This is a genomic window from Novosphingobium anseongense (assembly GCF_037482895.1).
Taxonomy (GTDB): Bacteria; Pseudomonadota; Alphaproteobacteria; order Sphingomonadales; family Sphingomonadaceae; genus Novosphingobium; species Novosphingobium anseongense.
The window spans coordinates 818,672-835,976 of record NZ_JBBHJZ010000002.1 but is presented as its reverse complement, the minus strand read 5'-3'; the positions used below and the strand labels follow the sequence as shown (position 1 = coordinate 835,976).

General features: G+C 67.1%; 20 protein-coding genes. 18 read left to right on the top strand and 2 right to left on the bottom strand.

The window, feature by feature from the left end:
• Positions 1-36: 36 nt before the first annotated feature.
• From WG901_RS12760 to WG901_RS12710, 11 genes are all read left to right on the top strand, one after another.
• Complete coding sequence (locus WG901_RS12760) at positions 37-696, top strand: flagellar basal body L-ring protein FlgH (RefSeq protein WP_339587711.1); 660 nt, start codon at positions 37-39, stop codon at positions 694-696.
• Positions 697-764: 68 nt separating this feature from the next.
• The gene (locus tag WG901_RS12755) at positions 765-1,856 is read left to right on the top strand and encodes a flagellar basal body P-ring protein FlgI (protein ID WP_339587710.1); all 1,092 of its coding nucleotides are present in this window, start codon (positions 765-767) and stop codon (positions 1,854-1,856) included.
• Between the two features lies 1 nt (position 1,857).
• Entirely contained in the window at positions 1,858-2,232 is a 375-nt protein-coding gene (locus WG901_RS12750; protein WP_339587448.1) for a rod-binding protein, read from the top strand.
• A gap of 3 nt (positions 2,233-2,235) precedes the next feature.
• Positions 2,236-3,591: a flagellar hook-associated protein FlgK gene (gene flgK, locus WG901_RS12745; RefSeq protein WP_339587447.1), complete on the top strand. Its 1,356-nt coding sequence runs from the start codon at positions 2,236-2,238 to the stop codon at positions 3,589-3,591.
• An 8-nt stretch (positions 3,592-3,599) separates the two neighbouring features.
• A complete protein-coding gene (locus tag WG901_RS12740) occupies positions 3,600-4,511 on the top strand; it encodes a flagellin N-terminal helical domain-containing protein (protein ID WP_339587446.1) in 912 nt (303 codons plus the stop codon).
• A 31-nt stretch (positions 4,512-4,542) separates the two neighbouring features.
• The gene (motA, locus tag WG901_RS12735; RefSeq protein ID WP_339587445.1) at positions 4,543-5,406 is read left to right on the top strand and encodes a flagellar motor stator protein MotA; all 864 of its coding nucleotides are present in this window, start codon (positions 4,543-4,545) and stop codon (positions 5,404-5,406) included.
• A 3-nt stretch (positions 5,407-5,409) separates the two neighbouring features.
• Positions 5,410-6,252 (top strand): flagellar motor protein MotB, encoded by an 843-nt coding sequence (locus WG901_RS12730; RefSeq protein WP_339587444.1) that lies wholly within the window; start codon positions 5,410-5,412, stop codon positions 6,250-6,252.
• 89 nt (positions 6,253-6,341) lie between these two features.
• Positions 6,342-7,388, top strand: coding sequence for an NAD(P)H-dependent flavin oxidoreductase (locus tag WG901_RS12725; RefSeq protein ID WP_339587443.1), 1,047 nt, complete (start codon positions 6,342-6,344; stop codon positions 7,386-7,388).
• Positions 7,389-7,437: 49 nt separating this feature from the next.
• Positions 7,438-7,713 (top strand): metal/formaldehyde-sensitive transcriptional repressor, encoded by a 276-nt coding sequence (locus WG901_RS12720; RefSeq protein WP_339587442.1) that lies wholly within the window; start codon positions 7,438-7,440, stop codon positions 7,711-7,713.
• 8 nt (positions 7,714-7,721) lie between these two features.
• Positions 7,722-8,630 carry a CDF family Co(II)/Ni(II) efflux transporter DmeF gene (gene dmeF / locus WG901_RS12715; RefSeq protein WP_339587441.1) on the top strand — a complete coding sequence of 303 codons (909 nt, stop codon included), beginning with the start codon at positions 7,722-7,724 and terminating at the stop codon, positions 8,628-8,630.
• A gap of 65 nt (positions 8,631-8,695) precedes the next feature.
• Positions 8,696-9,121, top strand: a complete 426-nt coding sequence (locus tag WG901_RS12710; protein ID WP_339587440.1) for a nuclear transport factor 2 family protein — start codon at positions 8,696-8,698, stop codon at positions 9,119-9,121.
• A gap of 292 nt (positions 9,122-9,413) precedes the next feature.
• Here the strand turns inward: WG901_RS12710 and WG901_RS12705 are convergent, their stop codons facing one another.
• Positions 9,414-10,238 carry a flagellin N-terminal helical domain-containing protein gene (locus WG901_RS12705; RefSeq protein ID WP_339587439.1) on the bottom strand — a complete coding sequence of 275 codons (825 nt, stop codon included), beginning with the start codon at positions 10,236-10,238 and terminating at the stop codon, positions 9,414-9,416.
• A 91-nt stretch (positions 10,239-10,329) separates the two neighbouring features.
• Positions 10,330-10,524: a hypothetical protein gene (locus WG901_RS12700; protein ID WP_339587438.1), complete on the bottom strand. Its 195-nt coding sequence runs from the start codon at positions 10,522-10,524 to the stop codon at positions 10,330-10,332.
• Positions 10,525-10,543: 19 nt separating this feature from the next.
• Between WG901_RS12700 and WG901_RS12695 the strand changes: the two genes are divergently transcribed.
• The 7 genes from WG901_RS12695 to WG901_RS12665 are packed head-to-tail and all read left to right on the top strand — an operon-like array spanning position 10,544 to position 17,295.
• Positions 10,544-11,845, top strand: coding sequence for a sigma-54 interaction domain-containing protein (locus WG901_RS12695; protein WP_339587437.1), 1,302 nt, complete (start codon positions 10,544-10,546; stop codon positions 11,843-11,845).
• Entirely contained in the window at positions 11,842-12,207 is a 366-nt protein-coding gene (fliE, locus tag WG901_RS12690) for a flagellar hook-basal body complex protein FliE (RefSeq protein ID WP_339587436.1), read from the top strand. The genes WG901_RS12695 and fliE overlap by 4 nt, the downstream gene beginning before the upstream one ends.
• Before the next feature lie 3 nt (positions 12,208-12,210).
• Complete coding sequence (gene fliF, locus WG901_RS12685) at positions 12,211-13,902, top strand: flagellar basal-body MS-ring/collar protein FliF (RefSeq protein WP_339587435.1); 1,692 nt, start codon at positions 12,211-12,213, stop codon at positions 13,900-13,902.
• Positions 13,899-14,927 carry a flagellar motor switch protein FliG gene (gene fliG / locus WG901_RS12680; RefSeq protein ID WP_339587434.1) on the top strand — a complete coding sequence of 343 codons (1,029 nt, stop codon included), beginning with the start codon at positions 13,899-13,901 and terminating at the stop codon, positions 14,925-14,927. Before fliF ends, fliG begins: the two co-directional genes overlap by 4 nt.
• On the top strand, positions 14,920-15,537 hold the full coding sequence (locus tag WG901_RS12675) for a FliH/SctL family protein (protein ID WP_339587433.1): 618 nt from the start codon (positions 14,920-14,922) through the stop codon (positions 15,535-15,537). The genes fliG and WG901_RS12675 overlap by 8 nt, the downstream gene beginning before the upstream one ends.
• A 10-nt stretch (positions 15,538-15,547) precedes the next feature.
• The gene (locus WG901_RS12670; protein WP_339587432.1) at positions 15,548-16,870 is read left to right on the top strand and encodes a FliI/YscN family ATPase; all 1,323 of its coding nucleotides are present in this window, start codon (positions 15,548-15,550) and stop codon (positions 16,868-16,870) included.
• Positions 16,870-17,295, top strand: coding sequence for a hypothetical protein (locus WG901_RS12665; RefSeq protein ID WP_339587431.1), 426 nt, complete (start codon positions 16,870-16,872; stop codon positions 17,293-17,295). The genes WG901_RS12670 and WG901_RS12665 overlap by 1 nt, the downstream gene beginning before the upstream one ends.
• Positions 17,296-17,305: the final 10 nt, after the last annotated feature.

The window sequence follows — 17,305 nt, the reverse complement described above, 5'->3', positions numbered from 1 at the left end:
CGCGCGCCCGCCAATCGCGGCTCGTTTCCGCAGCGCATGCCGCTGCTGGCCGCGACCGTGATCGCCGCCACGGCGCTTTCGGCCTCGCCGGCGCTCGCCAAGAAGCAGCCGAAGGAAACTTTCGAAGCGACGCTGCCCGTCGCCGCGCCCATCGCGGGTCCGGCCACCGGCGGCATCTTCAACGCCTCGATGGGCTATGCGCCGCTTTACGGCGGCACGCGTGCCCGGATGGTGGGCGATGCCCTGACGATCCTGCTGGTCGAGCGAACCAACGCATCCAAGACCGTCGGCTCGCAGAGTCAGCGCGATGGCGGCATCTCGCTGACTCCGCCCAAGGCCGGCCCGTTCTCCGTCAATCCCGACGCTCTTAACGCCTCGAACAATTCGTCGTTCAAGGGTTCTGGCAATGCATCGCAGACCAGCACCCTCAGCAGCACGCTTTCGGTCACCATCGCCGAAGTGCGTCCGAACGGCACCGCTCTGGTGCGCGGACAGAAGCGCATGCTCCTGAGCCAGGGCAACGAATGGGTCCAGGTTTCGGGCATCGTCCGCCTGATCGACATCGACGAGAACAACACGATCGAATCGACCCGGGTTGCCGATGCCAACATCCAGTATTCGGGCAAGGGTGCGCTTCAGCGCGCCAGCAAGCAGGGCTGGCTCGGTCAGTTCTTCAACATGATCAGCCCGTTCTGAGGAATCCTGCGATGACCACGACCTTCAACGCCATCGTCGCCGACGTCCGCTCGCTGATGCGGGATTCCATGATGTGGGCCTGCCTGCTCGCGGCATTCGCTTTCCTCGGTCCGCAGACCGCCCACGCCGAACGCGTCCGCGATCTCGGCACCTACCAGGGCGTGCGCTCGAACCAGCTGACGGGCTACGGTGTCGTCGTGGGCCTCGCTGGTACGGGCGACGACAACCTCGAATATCTGACCCAGGCGATGAAGGGCGTGTCGGGCCGCATGGGCCTGCAGCTTCCCGCCGGCGTCGCGCCGGGCCTCAAGAACGCCGCCGCCGTGATGGTGACGGCCGACCTGCCCGCCTTCGCCAAGCCCGGCCAGCGCCTCGACATCACCGTGTCGACGATCGGCAAGGCCAAGAGCCTGCGCGGCGGCACCTTGATCATGACGCCGCTCCAGGGCGCCGACGGTCAGATCTACGCCATGGCGCAGGGCAACCTGGCCGTCGGCGGCCTCGGCGTTTCGGCCAAGGACGGCTCGATGCTCACGGTCAACGTTCCCACCGTCGGCCGCATCGCCGATGGCGCCTCGGTCGAGCGCGCGGTCGCCACCGGTTTCGAGAACGGCGACATGATCCGCTACAACCTGTTCAACGCCGACTTCCTCACCGCCACGCGCGTGCGCGATGCGGTCAACCGCTTCATGCCCGGCACTGCCGCGATCGAGGACGGCGTGACCATCGCGATGAAGCTGCCGCAGGACGTCAACACCCGCGCCAGCGTGATGGCCGCGATCGAGATGATCGAAGTGACCCCGGCCGAGACCGCCGCCAAGGTGATCGTCAACAGCCGCACGGGCACCGTCGTGATCAACAGCGCGGTGCGCCTGAGCCCCGCGGCGATCAGCCAGGGCAAGCTCACCGTCCGCGTCGACGAAAACCCGACCGTCAGCCAGCCCGAGCCTTTCAGCAAGGGCCGCACGACGACGCAGCAGAACAGCGACATCACGACCACCGACGAAGGCGGCAAGGTCCTCCTGATGAAGCCCGGCGCGTCGCTCGCCAAGATCGTCGATGCGCTCAACCTGCTGGGTGTCGGCGCTTCGGACCTGGTCGCGATCCTCGAGGCGCTCAAGCAGGCCGGCGCGCTCAAGGCCGAGATGGTGGTGATCTGACATGACCACGATCAGCACTCCGACGATCGCTTCCACCACCGCGTCCGCCACCACGGCAGGCGCGGCGGACAGCGGCAAGCTGACCGGCGTCGCCAAGCAGTTCGAAGCGATCTTCATTCGCCAGATGCTCGCCGCCGCGCGCAAGACCAGCTTCGGCGGCGAAGACAGCCTGATGGGCGGCAAGGGCATGGATACCTTCCGCCAGATGCAGGACGAGCGCTTCGCCGACATCGCTTCGGACACCGGCGCCTTCGGCCTCGGCAAGATGATCGAAACGCACCTCGCGCGTCTGCTCGGCAACGACGAGGCCGCGAAGACGGCTGATGCAACGAACACGGCCGACAGTGCCGACACGGCTGTGAAGCAGGGAGCATAAGACGTGGCATCCGACCTTCTCTCGATCGGCAAGAGCGGCGCAATGGCCGCGCGCGCGGCGCTCGACGTCACCGCGCAGAACATCACCAACGCCTCGACCGACGGCTACATCCGTCGCTCGGTCATCCAGGCCGAGGTTTCCTCGGCGGGTGGCACGGGCCGCGCTGCCGACATCTCCCTCTCGGGCGTGCGCATCGAGCGCCTGGTCCGCAACGCCGACATGTTCCGCCAGGCCGAAGTGCGTCGCACCGGCTCCGACTCGGCGCGCGCCAATGCCGAGGTAAGCGGTCTCGAGAACATCGAGGACGCGCTCGAGCAGTCGGGCGTCTACAACGCCGTCGTCGGCTTCGAGAGCTCGCTCCAGCAGCTCGCCTCCGATGCGACCGACCCGGCGCTGCGCGCTTCGGTGGTCGAAAGCGCGCGGACGATGACGCGCACGATGAACATCGCCGCGCAGAGCCTCGACCAGGCGGGTCAGGGCCTGCAGTTCGAGGCGACCGACGGCGTCAATCAGATAAACATCCTCTCGGCCGAACTGGCCCGAGTGAACCTGCGCCTGACGCGCGCCGCGGATGCCAGCTCGGACCAGACCACGCTGCTCGACCAGCGCGATCACCTGCTCGAGGAAATGAGCAAGTACGTCGACGTCGCGACCACGTTCAACGCCGACGACACCGTCTCGGTCAAGGTCGGCGGCGTCGACCTGGTCAGCAACGGCACGGCCAAGACCTTCAGCATGGACGTGAGCGCCACCGACGGCACGATCTCGTTCAAGATCGACGGCGCCGCCGTGACGCCGACTTCGGGCGGGCTCGTCGGCAAGCAGCAGGCGCTCGACAAGCTCAAGGAGGTCCGCACGGGTCTCGACACGATCGCGAGCACGCTGGCCGCCAAGGTCAACGACATCCAGGACGACGGCGAAGATCTGAACGGCGACCAAGGCACTGCGATGTTCACCTATTCCTCGGGAACGGCGATCACCGCGGCAAATATCAAGCTCGCCTTCGAGGACGGCGCCAAGATCGCGACGGCTCCGTTGACTCCGTTGGTCAGTAATGCCGGCAGCCGCGACCAGTCGAACCTCGCCGCGCTGATGTCGGGCATTTCCTCGGTCGATCCCGCGGGGAAGACCGACAAGCTGATCTTCACGATCTCGAGCGCCGTCCAGGGCCGCAAGGTTACGCGCGACGCGCTCGACGCCATCGCCAGCACGGCGAAGATCACGCTCCAGGCTCAGGCCGGCGTCAGCCTCGATAACGAAGCGGCAAACCTTGTGCGCTATCAGCAGGCTTTCCAGGCATCGGGCCGGGTCATGCAGGTCGCGTCGGAAATCTTCGATTCGATCCTGGGCATCAAGTGAGACCGTAGATGACTTCGATCAGCACCAGCACCAGCGCCTTCTACGACCGCGCCAAGAACGACATCGGCGGCCTTCGCAGCCGCGCGGAGGCGTTGCAGGCGCAGTTGGGCAGCGGCGACAAGCTTGCGCGCTCGTCCGACGATCCCGTGGCCGCTTCGCGGCTGCGCATGCTGGCGCGCACCGACAAGCTGTCCAACATCGACGAGAGCAATGCAGGTCGCGCCAGCGCCGACCTGACCTTGGCCGATTCAGCGCTCAAGACCTTTGCCGACTACATCACGAATGCCAAGGTGCTCGCAAACAACGCCGCCAACGGTACGCTTACCGATGCACAGCGCGCCAGCATCGGCTACGAGATCGAGCAGATTTTCGGCAATATGGTCAACCTCGCGAATTCGCGCGATTCCAATGGCCATGCGCTGTTCGGCGGCGAGAGCGCGGGCGATGCCTATCAACTCAACACCGTTACAGGCAAACCTGAATACATCGGCACGCTCAGCGCCGGCGATCTCGCGCTCGGCGATGGTCAGTCGATCAGCCGCGGCCTGACGGGCCGGCAGATCCTCGGCACCGAGCCGAACGACATCCTCACCAAACTCCAGAAGCTGGCCGCCGATCTTCAGACCGGCGTGGGCGATCGCCAGAAGATGGCGAACGACGGTATCTCGATGCTCGAAGGCAGCCTCGATCAGATCACCACCAGCCAGACCCTGGTCGGCTCGCGGCTCAACTGGATCGACCTGACCACGGAGCGGCGCACCAATTTGGGCGAGCTGCGCGCCGACGAGCAGACGCGCATCGGCGCGACCGACCTGCCGTCGACCATCGCCGAGCTGCAGCAGACGATGACCGTGCTCGAGGCCAGCCAGGCCAGCTTCACCAAGCTGTCGAGCCTGACACTGTTCTCGATGCTCAACTGACGCATACTGATCTTCCAAGGGGCCTAATCCAATGTTCGTAGCTATCGGTATCGTGATCCTGCTGGTCATGGTGTTCGGCGGTTTCGCCCTCACCGGCGGTGCCCTCGGCCCGGTCATGCACGCCATCCCGCACGAAATGCTGATCATCGGCGGCGCCGCGGTCGGCGCCATCGTGACGGGCAACTCGATGCACGAGCTCAAGGCCTTCGGCGGTGGCTTCCTGCGCGCGGCGAAAGGCCCCAAGCACAACAAGCAAGATCACATCGACGTCATCATCCTGACGACGCGTCTGATGAAGCTGCTGCGCAGCGAAGGCCCGGTCGCGCTGGAAAGCCACGTCCAGGATCCCAAGAGCTCAGCGATCTTCGCCGAATTTCCGCGCCTGCTCGGCAACAAGCCGCTCGTCGATCTGATCGCCGACACGCTGACCCTGATCGTCGTCTCGTCTGGCACGCTCGAGGTCCACGCCGTCGAAGAGGTCATGGACAATGCGATGAAGACGCATTTCCACGAACTGCACGAACCGCAGCATGCGATCCAGGGCCTGGCCGACGCGCTTCCGGCACTCGGCATCGTCGCGGCCGTTCTCGGCGTGGTCAAGACCATGGGCTCGATCGACAAGCCGCCGAGCATCCTGGGCGGCATGATCGGTTCGGCGCTCGTCGGTACCTTCCTCGGCATTCTGCTCGCCTACGGCATCGTCGCCCCAATCGCCGGACGCCTCAAGCAGGTGAACGAGCAGGACGAGATGATCTTCCACGCGGTCAAGCAGGTGATCGTCGCCTCGCTCCACGGCTGGCCTCAGCCGCTGGTGGTCGAAAGCGCCCGTTCGGGCCTGGGCCACGCCTTCCGTCCGGGGCTCTCGGAACTCCTCGACGCGATGAGAGGCCGCTAAGCCATGGCTGCGCCCAAGAAGGGTGGCAAGCAGGAACTGCCGACACCCGTCATCGTCAAGAAGATCACCATAGTCGCCGCCGGACACCACGGCGGCGCCTGGAAGGTCGCCTATGCCGACTTCGTGACCGCGATGATGGCCTTCTTCCTGCTGCTTTGGATTCTCGGTGCCACCACCGAGAAGCAGCGCAAGGGCATCGCCGACTATTTCTCGCCCACGCTCGTCAAGACGCGCGAAGGCAGCGCGGGCTCGGCCGCCGGCCTGCTCGGCGGCTCGTCGATCACCGACGTCGACAACTACCCGCACCGCGCCGGCCAGACCGGCACCCGTTCGATGACGGTCCCGCGGGACGCCACGGGCGGCCCGAAGGAAGGCAGCGGTCACAGTTCGCGCGTCAAGAAGATGGAGCAGCAACTCCAGGAAAAGATGCAGGCCAGCGAAGCGCTGCGTCGCCTGGCCAAGCAGGTCCGCATGGTCGATACCACGCAGGGCATCCGCATCGACCTGGTCGACAACGCCGACTTCTCGATGTTCATGCTCGGCACCACGGTGCTGACCCCCGATGCCTCGATGCTGCTGAAGGTGATCGGCGATACCGTCGCGCCGCAGGGCGGTGGCCTGACGATCCGCGGGCATACCGATTCGCTGCCATGGAAGTCGGGTGCGGCCAATAACTGGTCGCTCTCCGCCGGCCGTGCCGAAGCGACACGCCAGTCGCTGATGCGCTCGGGCATCGCCGAGGACCGCTTCCGCCGGATCGAAGGCGTCGCCGACCGCGAACTGCTGGTCCGCGACAATCCGCAGGACCCCCGCAACCGACGCATATCCATCCTGTTGCAGGATTGATTGCCCCTCCCCCCGAGGTCGAGCCCCTGAGCTCGGCTTCGGGGGACCCCCCTTCTTGCTTACGGCGCATGCTCGCCTAGATTCAGGCGATGACCTGGATCGCCGAGTTCGGACTGTCGCTTCCTCTCATCCAGGCGCCCATGGCGGGCACCTCGACGCCCGAGCTCGCCGCCGCGGTCTCCAACGCCGGTGCGCTCGGTTCGATCGCCGTAGGCGCGACCGATGCCGCCGGCGCACGGGCGATGATCGCGCAGACGCGCGCCCTCACCGCACGCCCATTCAACGTGAACCTTTTCGTCCACGCGACGCCGCAGCCCGACGCCGCGCGCGAAGCCGCCTGGCTCGCCGAGCTCGCACCGCTGTTCGCCCGCTATGGCGCCGTCCCGCCCCAGGAACTGCGCACGATCTACCAGAGCTTCGGCGATGACGACGCCATGTTGCGGCTTCTGGTCGAACAGGCGCCGCCGGTGGTCAGCTTCCATTTCGGCCTGCCCGATGCCGCGCGGATCGCCGCGCTGAAAGGTGCCGGTAGCCTTCTGGTCGCTACGGCCACGAGCTTGGCCGAGGCCGCGCTGTGCAAGGCCGCCGGGATCGATGCGGTGGTCGCACAAGGCTGGGAGGCCGGCGGGCATCGCGGGGTGTTCGATCCCGAAGCGCCCGACGACCGACTGGGGACGCTGGCGCTCACCCGCCTGCTCGTCGCCCGCGCCGACCTGCCGGTGATCGCTGCCGGCGGGATCATGGACGGCCAGGGCATTCGCGCCGCGCTGGATCTCGGCGCCGTGGCCGCGCAGCTCGGCACAGCCTTTGTCCGCTGCCCCGAAAGCAGCGCCGACCAAGCCTATCGCGAGGCCATGGCCGGCAAGGCGGCCGAATACACGGTGATGACCAGCGTGATCTCGGGCCGGCCCGCGCGGTGCCTGGCGAACCGCTTCACCACATGGGGCGCCGAGGCGGAACGACAGGTGCCCGCCTATCCAATCGCCTACGATGCCGGAAAGGCGCTTAACGCCGCGGCCAAAACCGCGGGCGAGCATGGCTTCGGCGCGCAATGGGCAGGACAGGGCGCGCCGCTGAGCCGCGCCCTGCCAGCCGCCGAACTGGTTGCGCGCCTCGCCGCAGAGGCCGGGCTCTGATCACCAATCATTGCTGTTTTCGCCATATAGGGGTAGGGGGTACCCCTATATGGGACATCTTTCTGAAAAGAGCACGGACCTGCTGCCGCGCGTGCGTCGGATCGCCGGGCAAGTCGGCGCGATCGAACGCGCGCTGGTTGCCGATGCAAGCTGCGGCGACGTGCTCCACCTCGTTGCCGCCGTGCGCGGTGCGGTAAACGGCCTGCTCGACGAGATCATCGCCGATCATCTCGAACAGCATGTCGCCTTGCCGGGCCTCAGCGACGCCGAACGCGCCGCCGGTGCGGAAGAGCTGATGGCGGTGATCCGCCGCTACGCGAAGTGAACGCCCCGATGAGCTCGCTCCCCGACCACGACCACGTCTTCCTCGCCGCCGCGCACGACGATCATGCGCGGCGCACGCGCTGGGTCGTAATGCTGACCGCGCTGATGATGGTGGGCGAAATCCTTGCCGGCTACTGGACGGGCTCGATGGCGCTGCTCGCCGACGGCTTCCACATGGCGACCCATGCGGGCGCGCTCACGGTCGCCGCAGCGGCCTATGCCTATGCCCGGCGCCACGCGCGCGATCCCGGCTTCAGCTTCGGCACCGGCAAGGTCGGCGATCTCGCCGGCTTCGCTTCGGCCATGGCGCTCGGGCTCATTGCGCTGGGCATCGGCGTGGAATCGGCCCTACGGCTGTTCCAGCCGATCCATGTCGCCTTCGGCGAGGCGACCCTGATCGCGGTCGTCGGCCTGGCGGTGAACCTGGTCAGCGCCGCGCTGCTCTCGGGCGGGCACCACCATGGGCATGGGCATGACCACGACCATCTTCATGGCCACGCGCACGCCGGCGACAACAATTTGCGTTCGGCCTACGTCCACGTCCTGGCCGACGCCTTGACCTCGCTCCTGGCGATCGCAGCGCTGCTCGCCGGGCGCTATCTGGGTTGGCTGTGGATGGACCCCGTCATGGGGCTGGTCGGCGCCGTGGTCATCGCGCGCTGGTCCTGGACCCTGATGCGCGACACCGCCGCGGTCCTGCTCGACCGCACCGACGATCATGTCGCCCAGGAAGTCCGCGAACTGGTCGAGGCGCCCGGCGACGCCCGCCTCGCCGATCTCCACGTTTGGCGCGTCGGCCCCGAGGCGCGTGCGGCGATCGTCAGCGTCGTCGCGCGCGCCGGCGTCACACAGGATACGATCCGCGCGCGGCTGGCGCCGGTCCACGAACTGGCCCACCTGACCGTGGAGTGCCGCTGACCCTCTCCCGCTTGCCCGCGCGCGCCGGTGATTGCACGATGCGCGACGAATAAGGGAGAGACACGATGGCGAACACCGGCCCGCTCGAAGACCGCCTGCTGATCCGCGAGCTCTATGGCCTCTACGGCGATGCGAGCTGCCGCGGCGACCGCGAGGCGTGGAACACCTGCTTCACCGAGGCCGGCGAATGGAACTCGCACATGTTCGCCTGCGCCGGCGCGGCCGCGCGCCGGGCCGAGTGGGACAGGCTCTGGGCCGATTGGGACGCGGTCGCCTTCTGGGGCGAGATCGGCTGGATCCGCGTCGATGGCGATGCCGCGGTTGCGCGGTCCTATGCGCGCGAGATCGTCCAGTTGAAGGCCGGCGGCCTGTTCAAGCTGTTCGGCTCTTACGACGATGAACTGGTGCGCGAGGATGGGCAGTGGCTTTTCGTCCGGCGGACCTATGCGCCGATGATCCTCGAGGCGCCGGAAGCGCCGTTGCCGGATTAACCTTTGCCGGCAAAAGGCGGCGAGATCTGCCGCCCGTCCGCAAAAGAAAAGAGCCCGGTGGTCATGGCGGCCACCGAGCTCGAGTGCCGGGAAGGGACCGGCTGTTTTGTCCTGTCGATCGCCTGCTTCCGATGCGAACGCGGGAACTAGTCGCGTTCGGGAGACGGAAACGGGAGCCCGGCGGATCATGGCTGTGACGCCGGGCTCTGGTGTTTCGCGGGGAAGGGACCCGCGGCAGTCGATCAATCGGTTGTGTAGTCGTTGGTTGTCGTATTCGGTCTCGTCGGTGCTCTTAGCGGAGCAGCGAGAGGACGCTCTGCGCCGACTGGTTGGCCTGCGAGAGCATGGCCGTCGAAGCCTGGCTGACGATCTGGGCCTTGGCGAGCGCGGTCGTTTCGGCCGAGTAGTCGGCGTCCTCGATGCGGCTGCGAGCGTCCGACAGGTTCGTCACGTTGTTGGTCAGGTTGTTGACCGCCGATTCCAGGCGGCTCTGGCTGGCACCCAGCGAAGCACGCGTGGTGTTGATCGCGGCGAGCGCCGTGTCGACGTTGCCGACCGTGTCACCGGCCTTCGAAGCGGTCGAGACGTCGAGCGCGGTGGCGTTGACCTTGGTGCCGTCGATGCCCTTGATCTTCAGATCGATCGTGTTGGTCGAGTCCGAACCGGCCTGGATGGTCACGGTGACCGAACCCGACGAGGTCTTGTCGAACAGCGTCACGCCGTTGAACTTGGTGTTGGTCAGGATGTCGTCGATCTGGCTGGTCAGTTCGGTGACTTCGGCCTGCAGGTTGGTGCGGTCCGACGACTGGTAGGTGCCCGACTTCGACTGGATCGACAGCTCGCGGACGCGCTGCAGCATGTTGGTGACTTCGTTCAGCGCGCCGTCGGCGGTCTGAGCGAGGGCAATGCCGTCGTTGGCGTTGCGGATGGCCTGCGTCATGCCGCGGACCTGCGAGGTCATGGTCGTGGCGATCGCGAGACCGGCGGCGTCGTCCTTGGCGCTGTTGATGCGCTTGCCGGTCGACAGACGCTCCATCGCGTTGCCCAGAGCCTTGGCCGCGGAGTTGCCGGCGTTAGCCGCCTTCATCGCGCCGATGTTCGTGTTGATAACTGCCATGTCTAACTCCCGTAGTAGACCCGAAAGGGGGTGCCGACCGAGTGCGTTCGATGCGGCTGCCAGGAGCTAGATCGGCAGGCGAAAGCGGAAATTAAGTGCCGGTTTCATTGCCGGTGCGGCAAATCGTTGCCGGGTCCGCCGCCGCTCGCGGGAGCCCTATATGGGCGATAACGCGCTTGCCGGTCCGGCAAGCGCTTGCCGAAAAAACGGCAAAATAGGGGAAAACACGTAGGCTTAAATTACCGATGTCTTTGCCGTCCATGCGCGAAAGAGGGTTACGCAGCATGGTTAATCCGAGGGTAAAGATGACCGGAATGGAATTCAGCGACGTGGTGGCAAAGCAGCACGCTCCCCTGGTGCAGCGCGCCTCGGCAATTGCCGCAGCGCAGGCCCTGGGGACCACGACGCAACTGCGCGACGTGAACGACCGCTCGCCGCAGGCAGGTCAGGCGCATGTCATCACCCTCGAGCAGAACGCTTCGCCCGAGATCATCCGCGAAGGCGCCCAGCGCTTCCGCCTGCGTTACGACGAACCCGCCGGTGAGGCCGCCCTCGCCGCGCTGCTCGCCTGCGCCGCCAAGCCCGGCATGCCGATCGCCTCGGACACCGAAAGCCTTTCGGTGCTCGCTCTCGCCGATCGCCTGGCCGCCAGCGAGATCCCCGTGCTGATCAACGGCCCGACCGGCACCGGCAAGGAAGTGCTGAGCCGCTTCATCCACGCCCGCAGCCCCCGCGCCGACAAGCCCTTCGTCGCCGTCAATTGCGCCGCGATGCCCGAAGCCATGCTCGAAGCCCTGCTGTTCGGTCACCAGAAGGGCGCCTTCACCGGCGCCACTTCGTCGAGCGAAGGCTTCTTCCGCGCGGCCCACGGCGGCACGCTGCTGCTCGACGAAATCGCCGAGATGCCGATCACGCTCCAGGCCAAGCTGCTCCGCGCGCTCCAGGAAGGCGAAGTCGTGCCGATCGGCTCGACCCTGCCGATCAAGGTCGACGTCCGCATCATCGCCTGCGCCAACCGCGACCTTCCGACCGAAGTCGCCGAAGGCCGCTTCCGCGCCGACCTGTTCTACCGCCTCAACGTCTTCCCGCTGGCGCTCAAGCCGCTGCGTGACCGTCCCGAGGACATCGCCCCGCTCGCTTTCGCACTGGCGCTCCGCCACGCACCGCAAGGCCGCGCCCTGCCCTGGATCTCGGACGCCGCGATCGCGCTGCTCAAGGTCCACGGCTGGCCGGGCAACGTCCGCGAGCTCGAGAACGTGATCCGCCGCGCCCTGCTGCTCGCCGATGGCAAGCCGCAGGTCGGCCCCGAGCACATCGTGTTCGACGGCACTGCCCGCCTGGTCCCCGCCGAAATGTCGGCGCCGATGGGCGTGGGTTCGGTGTCGATGCCCACGATGCCGGCAGCGGCCGAGGCTCAGGCCGGCGGCAAGCGCCTGTCGAACATCGTCCAGCTCTCCGAAGCGCGCGCCATCATGGCCACGCTCGAAGCCTGCGGTGGCAGCCGCGTTCAGGCCGCCCGCCAGCTCGGCATTTCGGAACGTACCCTGCGTTACCGCCTCGCTTCCTTCCGGGAAGCCGGTCTCGCCGTGGCAGGAGGTCGTAGATGAACCCGTTGAGCGGAGCCGGCAACGCCGCCGGCGTGCAGCAGATCATCGCCATGCGTCAGCAGATCATCGACAAGTCGACGATCCTGCAGCAACTCCACGGTCCGCAGGGCGCCCAGGCTCCCGCGCAGACCAACGGTCCGGCCGGCGGCTTCCAGGACGCGCTCAAGTCCGCCCTGGATAGCGTCAACGGCAAGCAGCAGAATGCCGAAGCGATCACCGACGCCTACCAGCGCGGCGAAGTCACCGACGTCGCCAAGGTCATGCTGGCCCGTCAGGAATCGAGCGTCGCCTTCGAAGCCACGCTTCAGGTGAGAAACCGTCTGTTGACCGCATATCAAGAAATTATGCGGATGGGGGTCTGATAAATGAGTGATCTCGTCCCTGCCACGCCGCAAGGCTCGGTCCTGGCGCCGCTCACCGATCCGGCGGGCGGCAACGCCATGTCGCGTCTCAAGACCTTCACCGGCCAGAGTGCGGTCAAGAAGATGCTCCCCGTGTTCCTCGGCGCCTCGGCGCTGGGCGCGGTGGCGCTGACCTACATGACCCTGGCGCCGGCACCGCAGCGCACGCTCTACAGCCAGCTCGACGACAGCGAACGCGCAAGCGTGGTCGACGCGCTGGAAAAGGCCAACATCGGCTACAAGATCAACAACGACACCGGCGCGCTGACCGTCAACGAGGACGATCTCTACAAGGCACGCATGCTGGTTGCCCAGAATGGCGCCGTCGCGGCGCCCGAGAGCGGCGACCAGATGCTCGACAAGCTGCCGATGGGCGCGAGCCGCGAGCTCGAAGGCGAGCGCATGCGCTCGGCCCGCGAGCGCGACATGCAGCTGACGATCATGGAGATCGACGGCGTGGAATCGGTCCGCGTCCACCTCGCCGAAGCCGAGAAGTCGGTCTTCGTGCGCGACAACCTGCCGCCGACGGCTTCGGTCATGGTCCGCCTCACGCGCGGCCGCCAGCTCTCGGACAGCCAGGTCATGGCGATCGTCAATCTCGTCGCGGGCTCCGTCCCCGGTCTGACGCCGGACCAGGTCCGCGTCGTCGACCAGCACGGCCGTCTGCTCTCGGACAAGACGAGCAAGGCCGACAGCGATCGCCTCGAACTGCAGACGCGCATGGAAGAGAAGCTGCGCACCCAGGTTTCGGCGCTGCTCGCGCCGATGCTCGGCGAAGGCAACTTCTCGAGCGAGATCCAGGTCGAACTCGACATGGATCAGGTCACCTCGGCGCGCGAGAGCTACGACAAGCAGGGCGTCGTCCGCAGCGAGACCGAGCAGCAGTCGCAGACCTCCACGGCCCAGGCGGCCGCCGGCATCCCCGGCGTGCTCTCGAACACGCCGCCGCCGCCGACCACCGCCCAGGCCGCGCCGCCGCAGGGCACACCCACGCCGGCACCCGGCGCGCCGACCCCGCAGAGCTCGGACTCGAGCACGACGCGCAATTACGAACTGGGCCGCGAGGTCGCCGTCGCAAACACGACGCCGGGCAAGCTCAAGCGCATCTCGGTCGCGGTCGCGCTCAGCGCCAAGGCGATGAAGAACGGCAAGGCCGCCGACGTCGATCAGATCAAGCAGCTCGTCAGCGCCGCGGTCGGCGCCGATCCGGCCCGCGGCGACCAGGTCGCGGTCATCACCCGCAGCTTCGAATCGATCCCCGACGTCGAGACTCCTTTCTACGAAGCGCCGTGGTTCGCCACGGTGGTGCGCAATGTCGTCGCGCTGATCGCCGTGCTGCTCGTCCTGCTCCTGGGCGTCCGCCCGCTGATCAAAGCGCTGAAGCGCGAGCCCGCCGCCGGCGGCGCCAATGGCGGCGCGGCCGGAGCTGGCGGTGAGGCTGCCGAGGGAAACGCTGAACTGGCGGAAGCCGAACCCATCCCCGCCGCGCTTCCCGCCGAAGCCATGATCGACGCCGAGACCGGTGTGGTCGATGCCGAATTGCTGAGCCAGCAGGTCGGTCTCGCCCAGCGCATCGTCGCCGAGAAGCCCGAAAGCGCGGTCGTCGCGCTCCGCCAGATGCTCAACCAGCCCGCTCCTGAGGCCGTCGCACAATGAACGCCGAAACCACCATCCCCTACGATGACGCCGATCGCGCCGCGGTCATGGTGATGCTGCTCGAGGACGATCAGGCCGCGACGATCCTGTCGCAGCTCGAACCGCACGAGCTGCGCCTCCTCGGCGAGAAGATGTGCGCGCTGGGAGAAATCCAGCCCGAGGTGATCGCTCACGCCATCGCCAACTTCGTCGATCGCACCGAGAAGATGGGCATGATCGTCCACGATCGTGTCGGTCACGTGCGTTCGCTGATGACGCGCGCTGTGGGCGAGATCAAGGCCGACGGCCTGATGCAGCGCATCCAGCCGACGCCCGAACGCGCGCCCAATCTCGAACTCGCGCGTTGGCTGACGCCGAAGTCGCTGATGCCGCTGGTCAAGGGCGAGCATCCGCAGGCGATCGCCGTGCTGCTGGTCCAGCTCGATCCCGAGGTCGCGGCCGAAGTGCTGCACTCGCTGCCGACCGAGATCCAGCCCGAGGTGGTGCACCGCATCGCCACGCTGGGTCCGGTTTCGCCCGAAGCGCTGCAGATGCTCGAAGAGCTGCTGACCCGCAAGATCGGCGAATGCCACGGCGGCGCCGGAGCCGCGCTCACCATGGGCGGCGCCAAGGAAGCCGCGGACATCATCAACAATGCGGGCAAGGCGATGGAAAAGCGCGTCATGCCCGAGATCACGAAGCTCGACAAAATCCTCGCCAAGGAAATCGAGAGCGAGATGTTCAAGTTCGAGCACCTCTTCGTGCTCAACGCGCAGGCGATGGGTTCGCTGCTGCGCGAGGTCGACAACGATTCGCTGATCGACGCGCTCAAGGGCATCTCCGAAGAGGAACGCGAAGTGTTCTTCGCCGCCATGTCGAGCCGCGCCGCCGACGGCGTCAAGGACGAGATCGCGGCGCGCGGCCGTACCAAGCTGGCCGACGTGGTCGCGGCGCAAAAGGCGATCGTCGCGATCGCCCGTCGTCTCTCGTCCGAAGGCACGATCGTGTTCGGTGTTGGTGGTGGTGGCGACGACGAATATGTCTGACGGCCAGTTCACGGCAGGCCTGTCCTTCGGGACGGTCTCGAGCGGCAGCGGTTTCCGCAGCGACGCGCGCTTCGTCTCGCTCAGCGGCGGTGCCAGCTATGCTGCGCCCGAGCCGCAGCCCGAACAGCATTTCGAGCCCGAAGACCCCGTCACGGTCGCTTTCGCCGAGGGCTATGCCGCCGGCGCGGCCGAGGCGCAGGCGCTCGCGGCGCAACAGGCCGCAATCGACGCCGAGGCTGCCGAAGGTCTCGCACTCTCCTTCGCCAGGCTCGACGGCGAGCTCGCCGAGGCCCTGCGCCAGAAGCTGCGCACCACCGTCGCCGCGCTCTGCGAAGCCGCGCTGGCCCCGTTGACGATCGACGAGGACGCGCTGATCCACCGGATCGAACGCGCGGTCGCTCTGTTCTCGCGCGCCGACGACGAACGCGTGGTTCGCCTGCACCCCGAGGACATCGCGCTGATCAGCCAGCGCTTCGCCGAGGAATGGCACGTCGTGCCCGACGGCGCGCTCGAACGCGGCGCGATCCGCGTCGAGACCGCGACCGGCGGTGTCGAGGACAGCCCCGAACTCTGGCGTCGCGCCATCGAAGAGGCCCTGAGCCAATGCTAGGAGGGCGTCAGTGCTGAACCTATTTGACCCTATTCTTGACGATCTTTCTGCCAATCCGGTTAGTCTGACACCGCGCCGGTATGGTATGGTCGTCGCTTGCGACAATGGTCTGCTGGAGGTCAGCGGCCTGTCGATACCGGTCGGCTCGCTGTGTCGCGTGCTCCAGGGCTCGACCGAGACGCTCTCGGCCGAGGTCATCGGCTTCCGCAACGGTCGCACCTTGATGATGCTGCTGGGCGATTCGGTCCTGTTGCGCCCCGGCGCCCGCGTCCGGCCCGAAGGTCGGCCGGGCATGCTGCCCGTGGGCGATGCCTTCCTCGGCCGCGCAGTCGACGGCGAAGGCCAGCCGATCGACGGCCTCGGCCCGATCCACAGCCGTATGGAATGGCCCTCGGGCGGCATCCGCACGGGCGCGCTCGACCGCAGCCCCGTCCGCGAAAGCTTCGACGTCGGCATCCGCGCGCTCAACGCGATGACCACTTTCGGCATCGGTCAGCGCATCGGCATCATGGCCGGCTCGGGCGTCGGCAAATCGGTGCTGCTCGACATGATCGCCCATGGTGCCGAAGCCGAGATCGTCGTCGTCGGTCTGATCGGCGAGCGCGCGCGCGAAGTCTCGGACTTCGTCGAAAAGCACATGAATACCACCAAACGGCACCGCACCGTCGTGGTCGCGGTGCCTGCCGACCACGCGCCCAACCTGCGCCTGCGCGGCGCGATGCTTGCCACTTCGATGGCCGAGCATTTCCGCGCCCAGGGCAAGAAGGTGCTGCTCATCCTCGACAGTCTGACGCGCTGTGCCCACGCCGCGCGCGAGATCGGCCTGCTGCTGGGCGAGCCGGGTGCGGCGCGCGGCTACCCGCCGTCGGCCCTCGCAATGATCACCAAGCTCGTCGAACGCGCCGGCAATTCGGCCGCTTCGGGCGGTTCGATCACCGGGATCTACACCGTGCTCGCCGACGGCGACAGCCAGGACGATCCGGTGGTCGACACCGCGCGGTCGATCCTCGACGGCCATATCGTCCTCTCGCGCGATCTCGCGCAGCGCGGCCAATATCCGGCGATCGACATCGCCGCTTCGCTGAGCCGCGTGATGAACGACATCGTCGCGCCCGAGCACGAGAAGCTGGCCCGCCAGTTCCGTGCGCTCGTCGCCAACTATGAAGCCAACCGCGACCTCGTGCTGATGGGTGCCTATCGCGCCGGCGCCGACGCGCAGCTCGACCGCGCGATCGCCATGCACGAACAGCTCGTCGCCTTCCTCTGCCAGGCGCGCGGCGAAGTCATCCGGCTCGATGACTGCGTCGCCCAGCTCACGCACTTGCTGCAATAATGAAAGCCGAACGCGACCGGCTCAAGCGGCTCAACCGTCTCGAGCGGGTCCGCGCCATCGCCAAGCAGACCGCGGCGGCCGAAGCCGCCCAGGCCGAAGGCACGCTCGCGCAGCTCGAGGCTCTGGCCGAGCGCACGCGTTCGATGGCGGCCGAATACGCCAACCGCACCGGCGTGCGCGATGCGGCCTCGCTCCAGGCGGTCAACTCTTTCGCCCGCGGCCTCGAAGGCATCTCGCGGAACACGTCGAACGACGCGGCCAATGCGCGCCGCATCGCCGACATCAAGATGCAGGCGCTGAGCCAGGCCGAACGCCGCCGCGCAGTCGTCGAAGAGCGCGCCACGCACCAGGCCCGGATCATCGCCAAGGGCAGCGTAGCGCCCGTTCTCAGCGGCAAGAAGAAATCTGGCACGGGTCTTGAATAGTATCCTGCAC

Bases quoted from the DNA above. Each gene is read 5' to 3' on its own strand.
- WG901_RS12760 (WP_339587711.1), top strand. From the start codon at position 37: ATGCCGCTGCTGGCCGCGACCGTGATCGCCGCCACGGCGCTTTCGGCC.
- WG901_RS12755 (WP_339587710.1), top strand. From the start codon at position 765: ATGATGTGGGCCTGCCTGCTCGCGGCATTCGCTTTCCTCGGTCCGCAG.
- fliE (WP_339587436.1), top strand. From the start codon at position 11,842: ATGAACCCGTTGAGCGGAGCCGGCAACGCCGCCGGCGTGCAGCAGATC.
- WG901_RS12730 (WP_339587444.1), top strand. From the start codon at position 5,410: ATGGCTGCGCCCAAGAAGGGTGGCAAGCAGGAACTGCCGACACCCGTC.
- WG901_RS12740 (WP_339587446.1), top strand. From the start codon at position 3,600: ATGACTTCGATCAGCACCAGCACCAGCGCCTTCTACGACCGCGCCAAG.
- WG901_RS12695 (WP_339587437.1), top strand. From the start codon at position 10,544: ATGACCGGAATGGAATTCAGCGACGTGGTGGCAAAGCAGCACGCTCCC.
- fliG (WP_339587434.1), top strand. From the start codon at position 13,899: ATGAACGCCGAAACCACCATCCCCTACGATGACGCCGATCGCGCCGCG.
- motA (WP_339587445.1), top strand. From the start codon at position 4,543: ATGTTCGTAGCTATCGGTATCGTGATCCTGCTGGTCATGGTGTTCGGC.
- WG901_RS12705 (WP_339587439.1), bottom strand. From the start codon at position 10,238: ATGGCAGTTATCAACACGAACATCGGCGCGATGAAGGCGGCTAACGCC.
- WG901_RS12675 (WP_339587433.1), top strand. From the start codon at position 14,920: ATGTCTGACGGCCAGTTCACGGCAGGCCTGTCCTTCGGGACGGTCTCG.
- fliF (WP_339587435.1), top strand. From the start codon at position 12,211: ATGAGTGATCTCGTCCCTGCCACGCCGCAAGGCTCGGTCCTGGCGCCG.
- WG901_RS12750 (WP_339587448.1), top strand. From the start codon at position 1,858: ATGACCACGATCAGCACTCCGACGATCGCTTCCACCACCGCGTCCGCC.
- WG901_RS12700 (WP_339587438.1), bottom strand. From the start codon at position 10,524: ATGCTGCGTAACCCTCTTTCGCGCATGGACGGCAAAGACATCGGTAAT.
- dmeF (WP_339587441.1), top strand. From the start codon at position 7,722: ATGAGCTCGCTCCCCGACCACGACCACGTCTTCCTCGCCGCCGCGCAC.
- WG901_RS12725 (WP_339587443.1), top strand. From the start codon at position 6,342: ATGACCTGGATCGCCGAGTTCGGACTGTCGCTTCCTCTCATCCAGGCG.
- WG901_RS12665 (WP_339587431.1), top strand. From the start codon at position 16,870: ATGAAAGCCGAACGCGACCGGCTCAAGCGGCTCAACCGTCTCGAGCGG.
- WG901_RS12710 (WP_339587440.1), top strand. From the start codon at position 8,696: ATGGCGAACACCGGCCCGCTCGAAGACCGCCTGCTGATCCGCGAGCTC.
- WG901_RS12720 (WP_339587442.1), top strand. From the start codon at position 7,438: ATGGGACATCTTTCTGAAAAGAGCACGGACCTGCTGCCGCGCGTGCGT.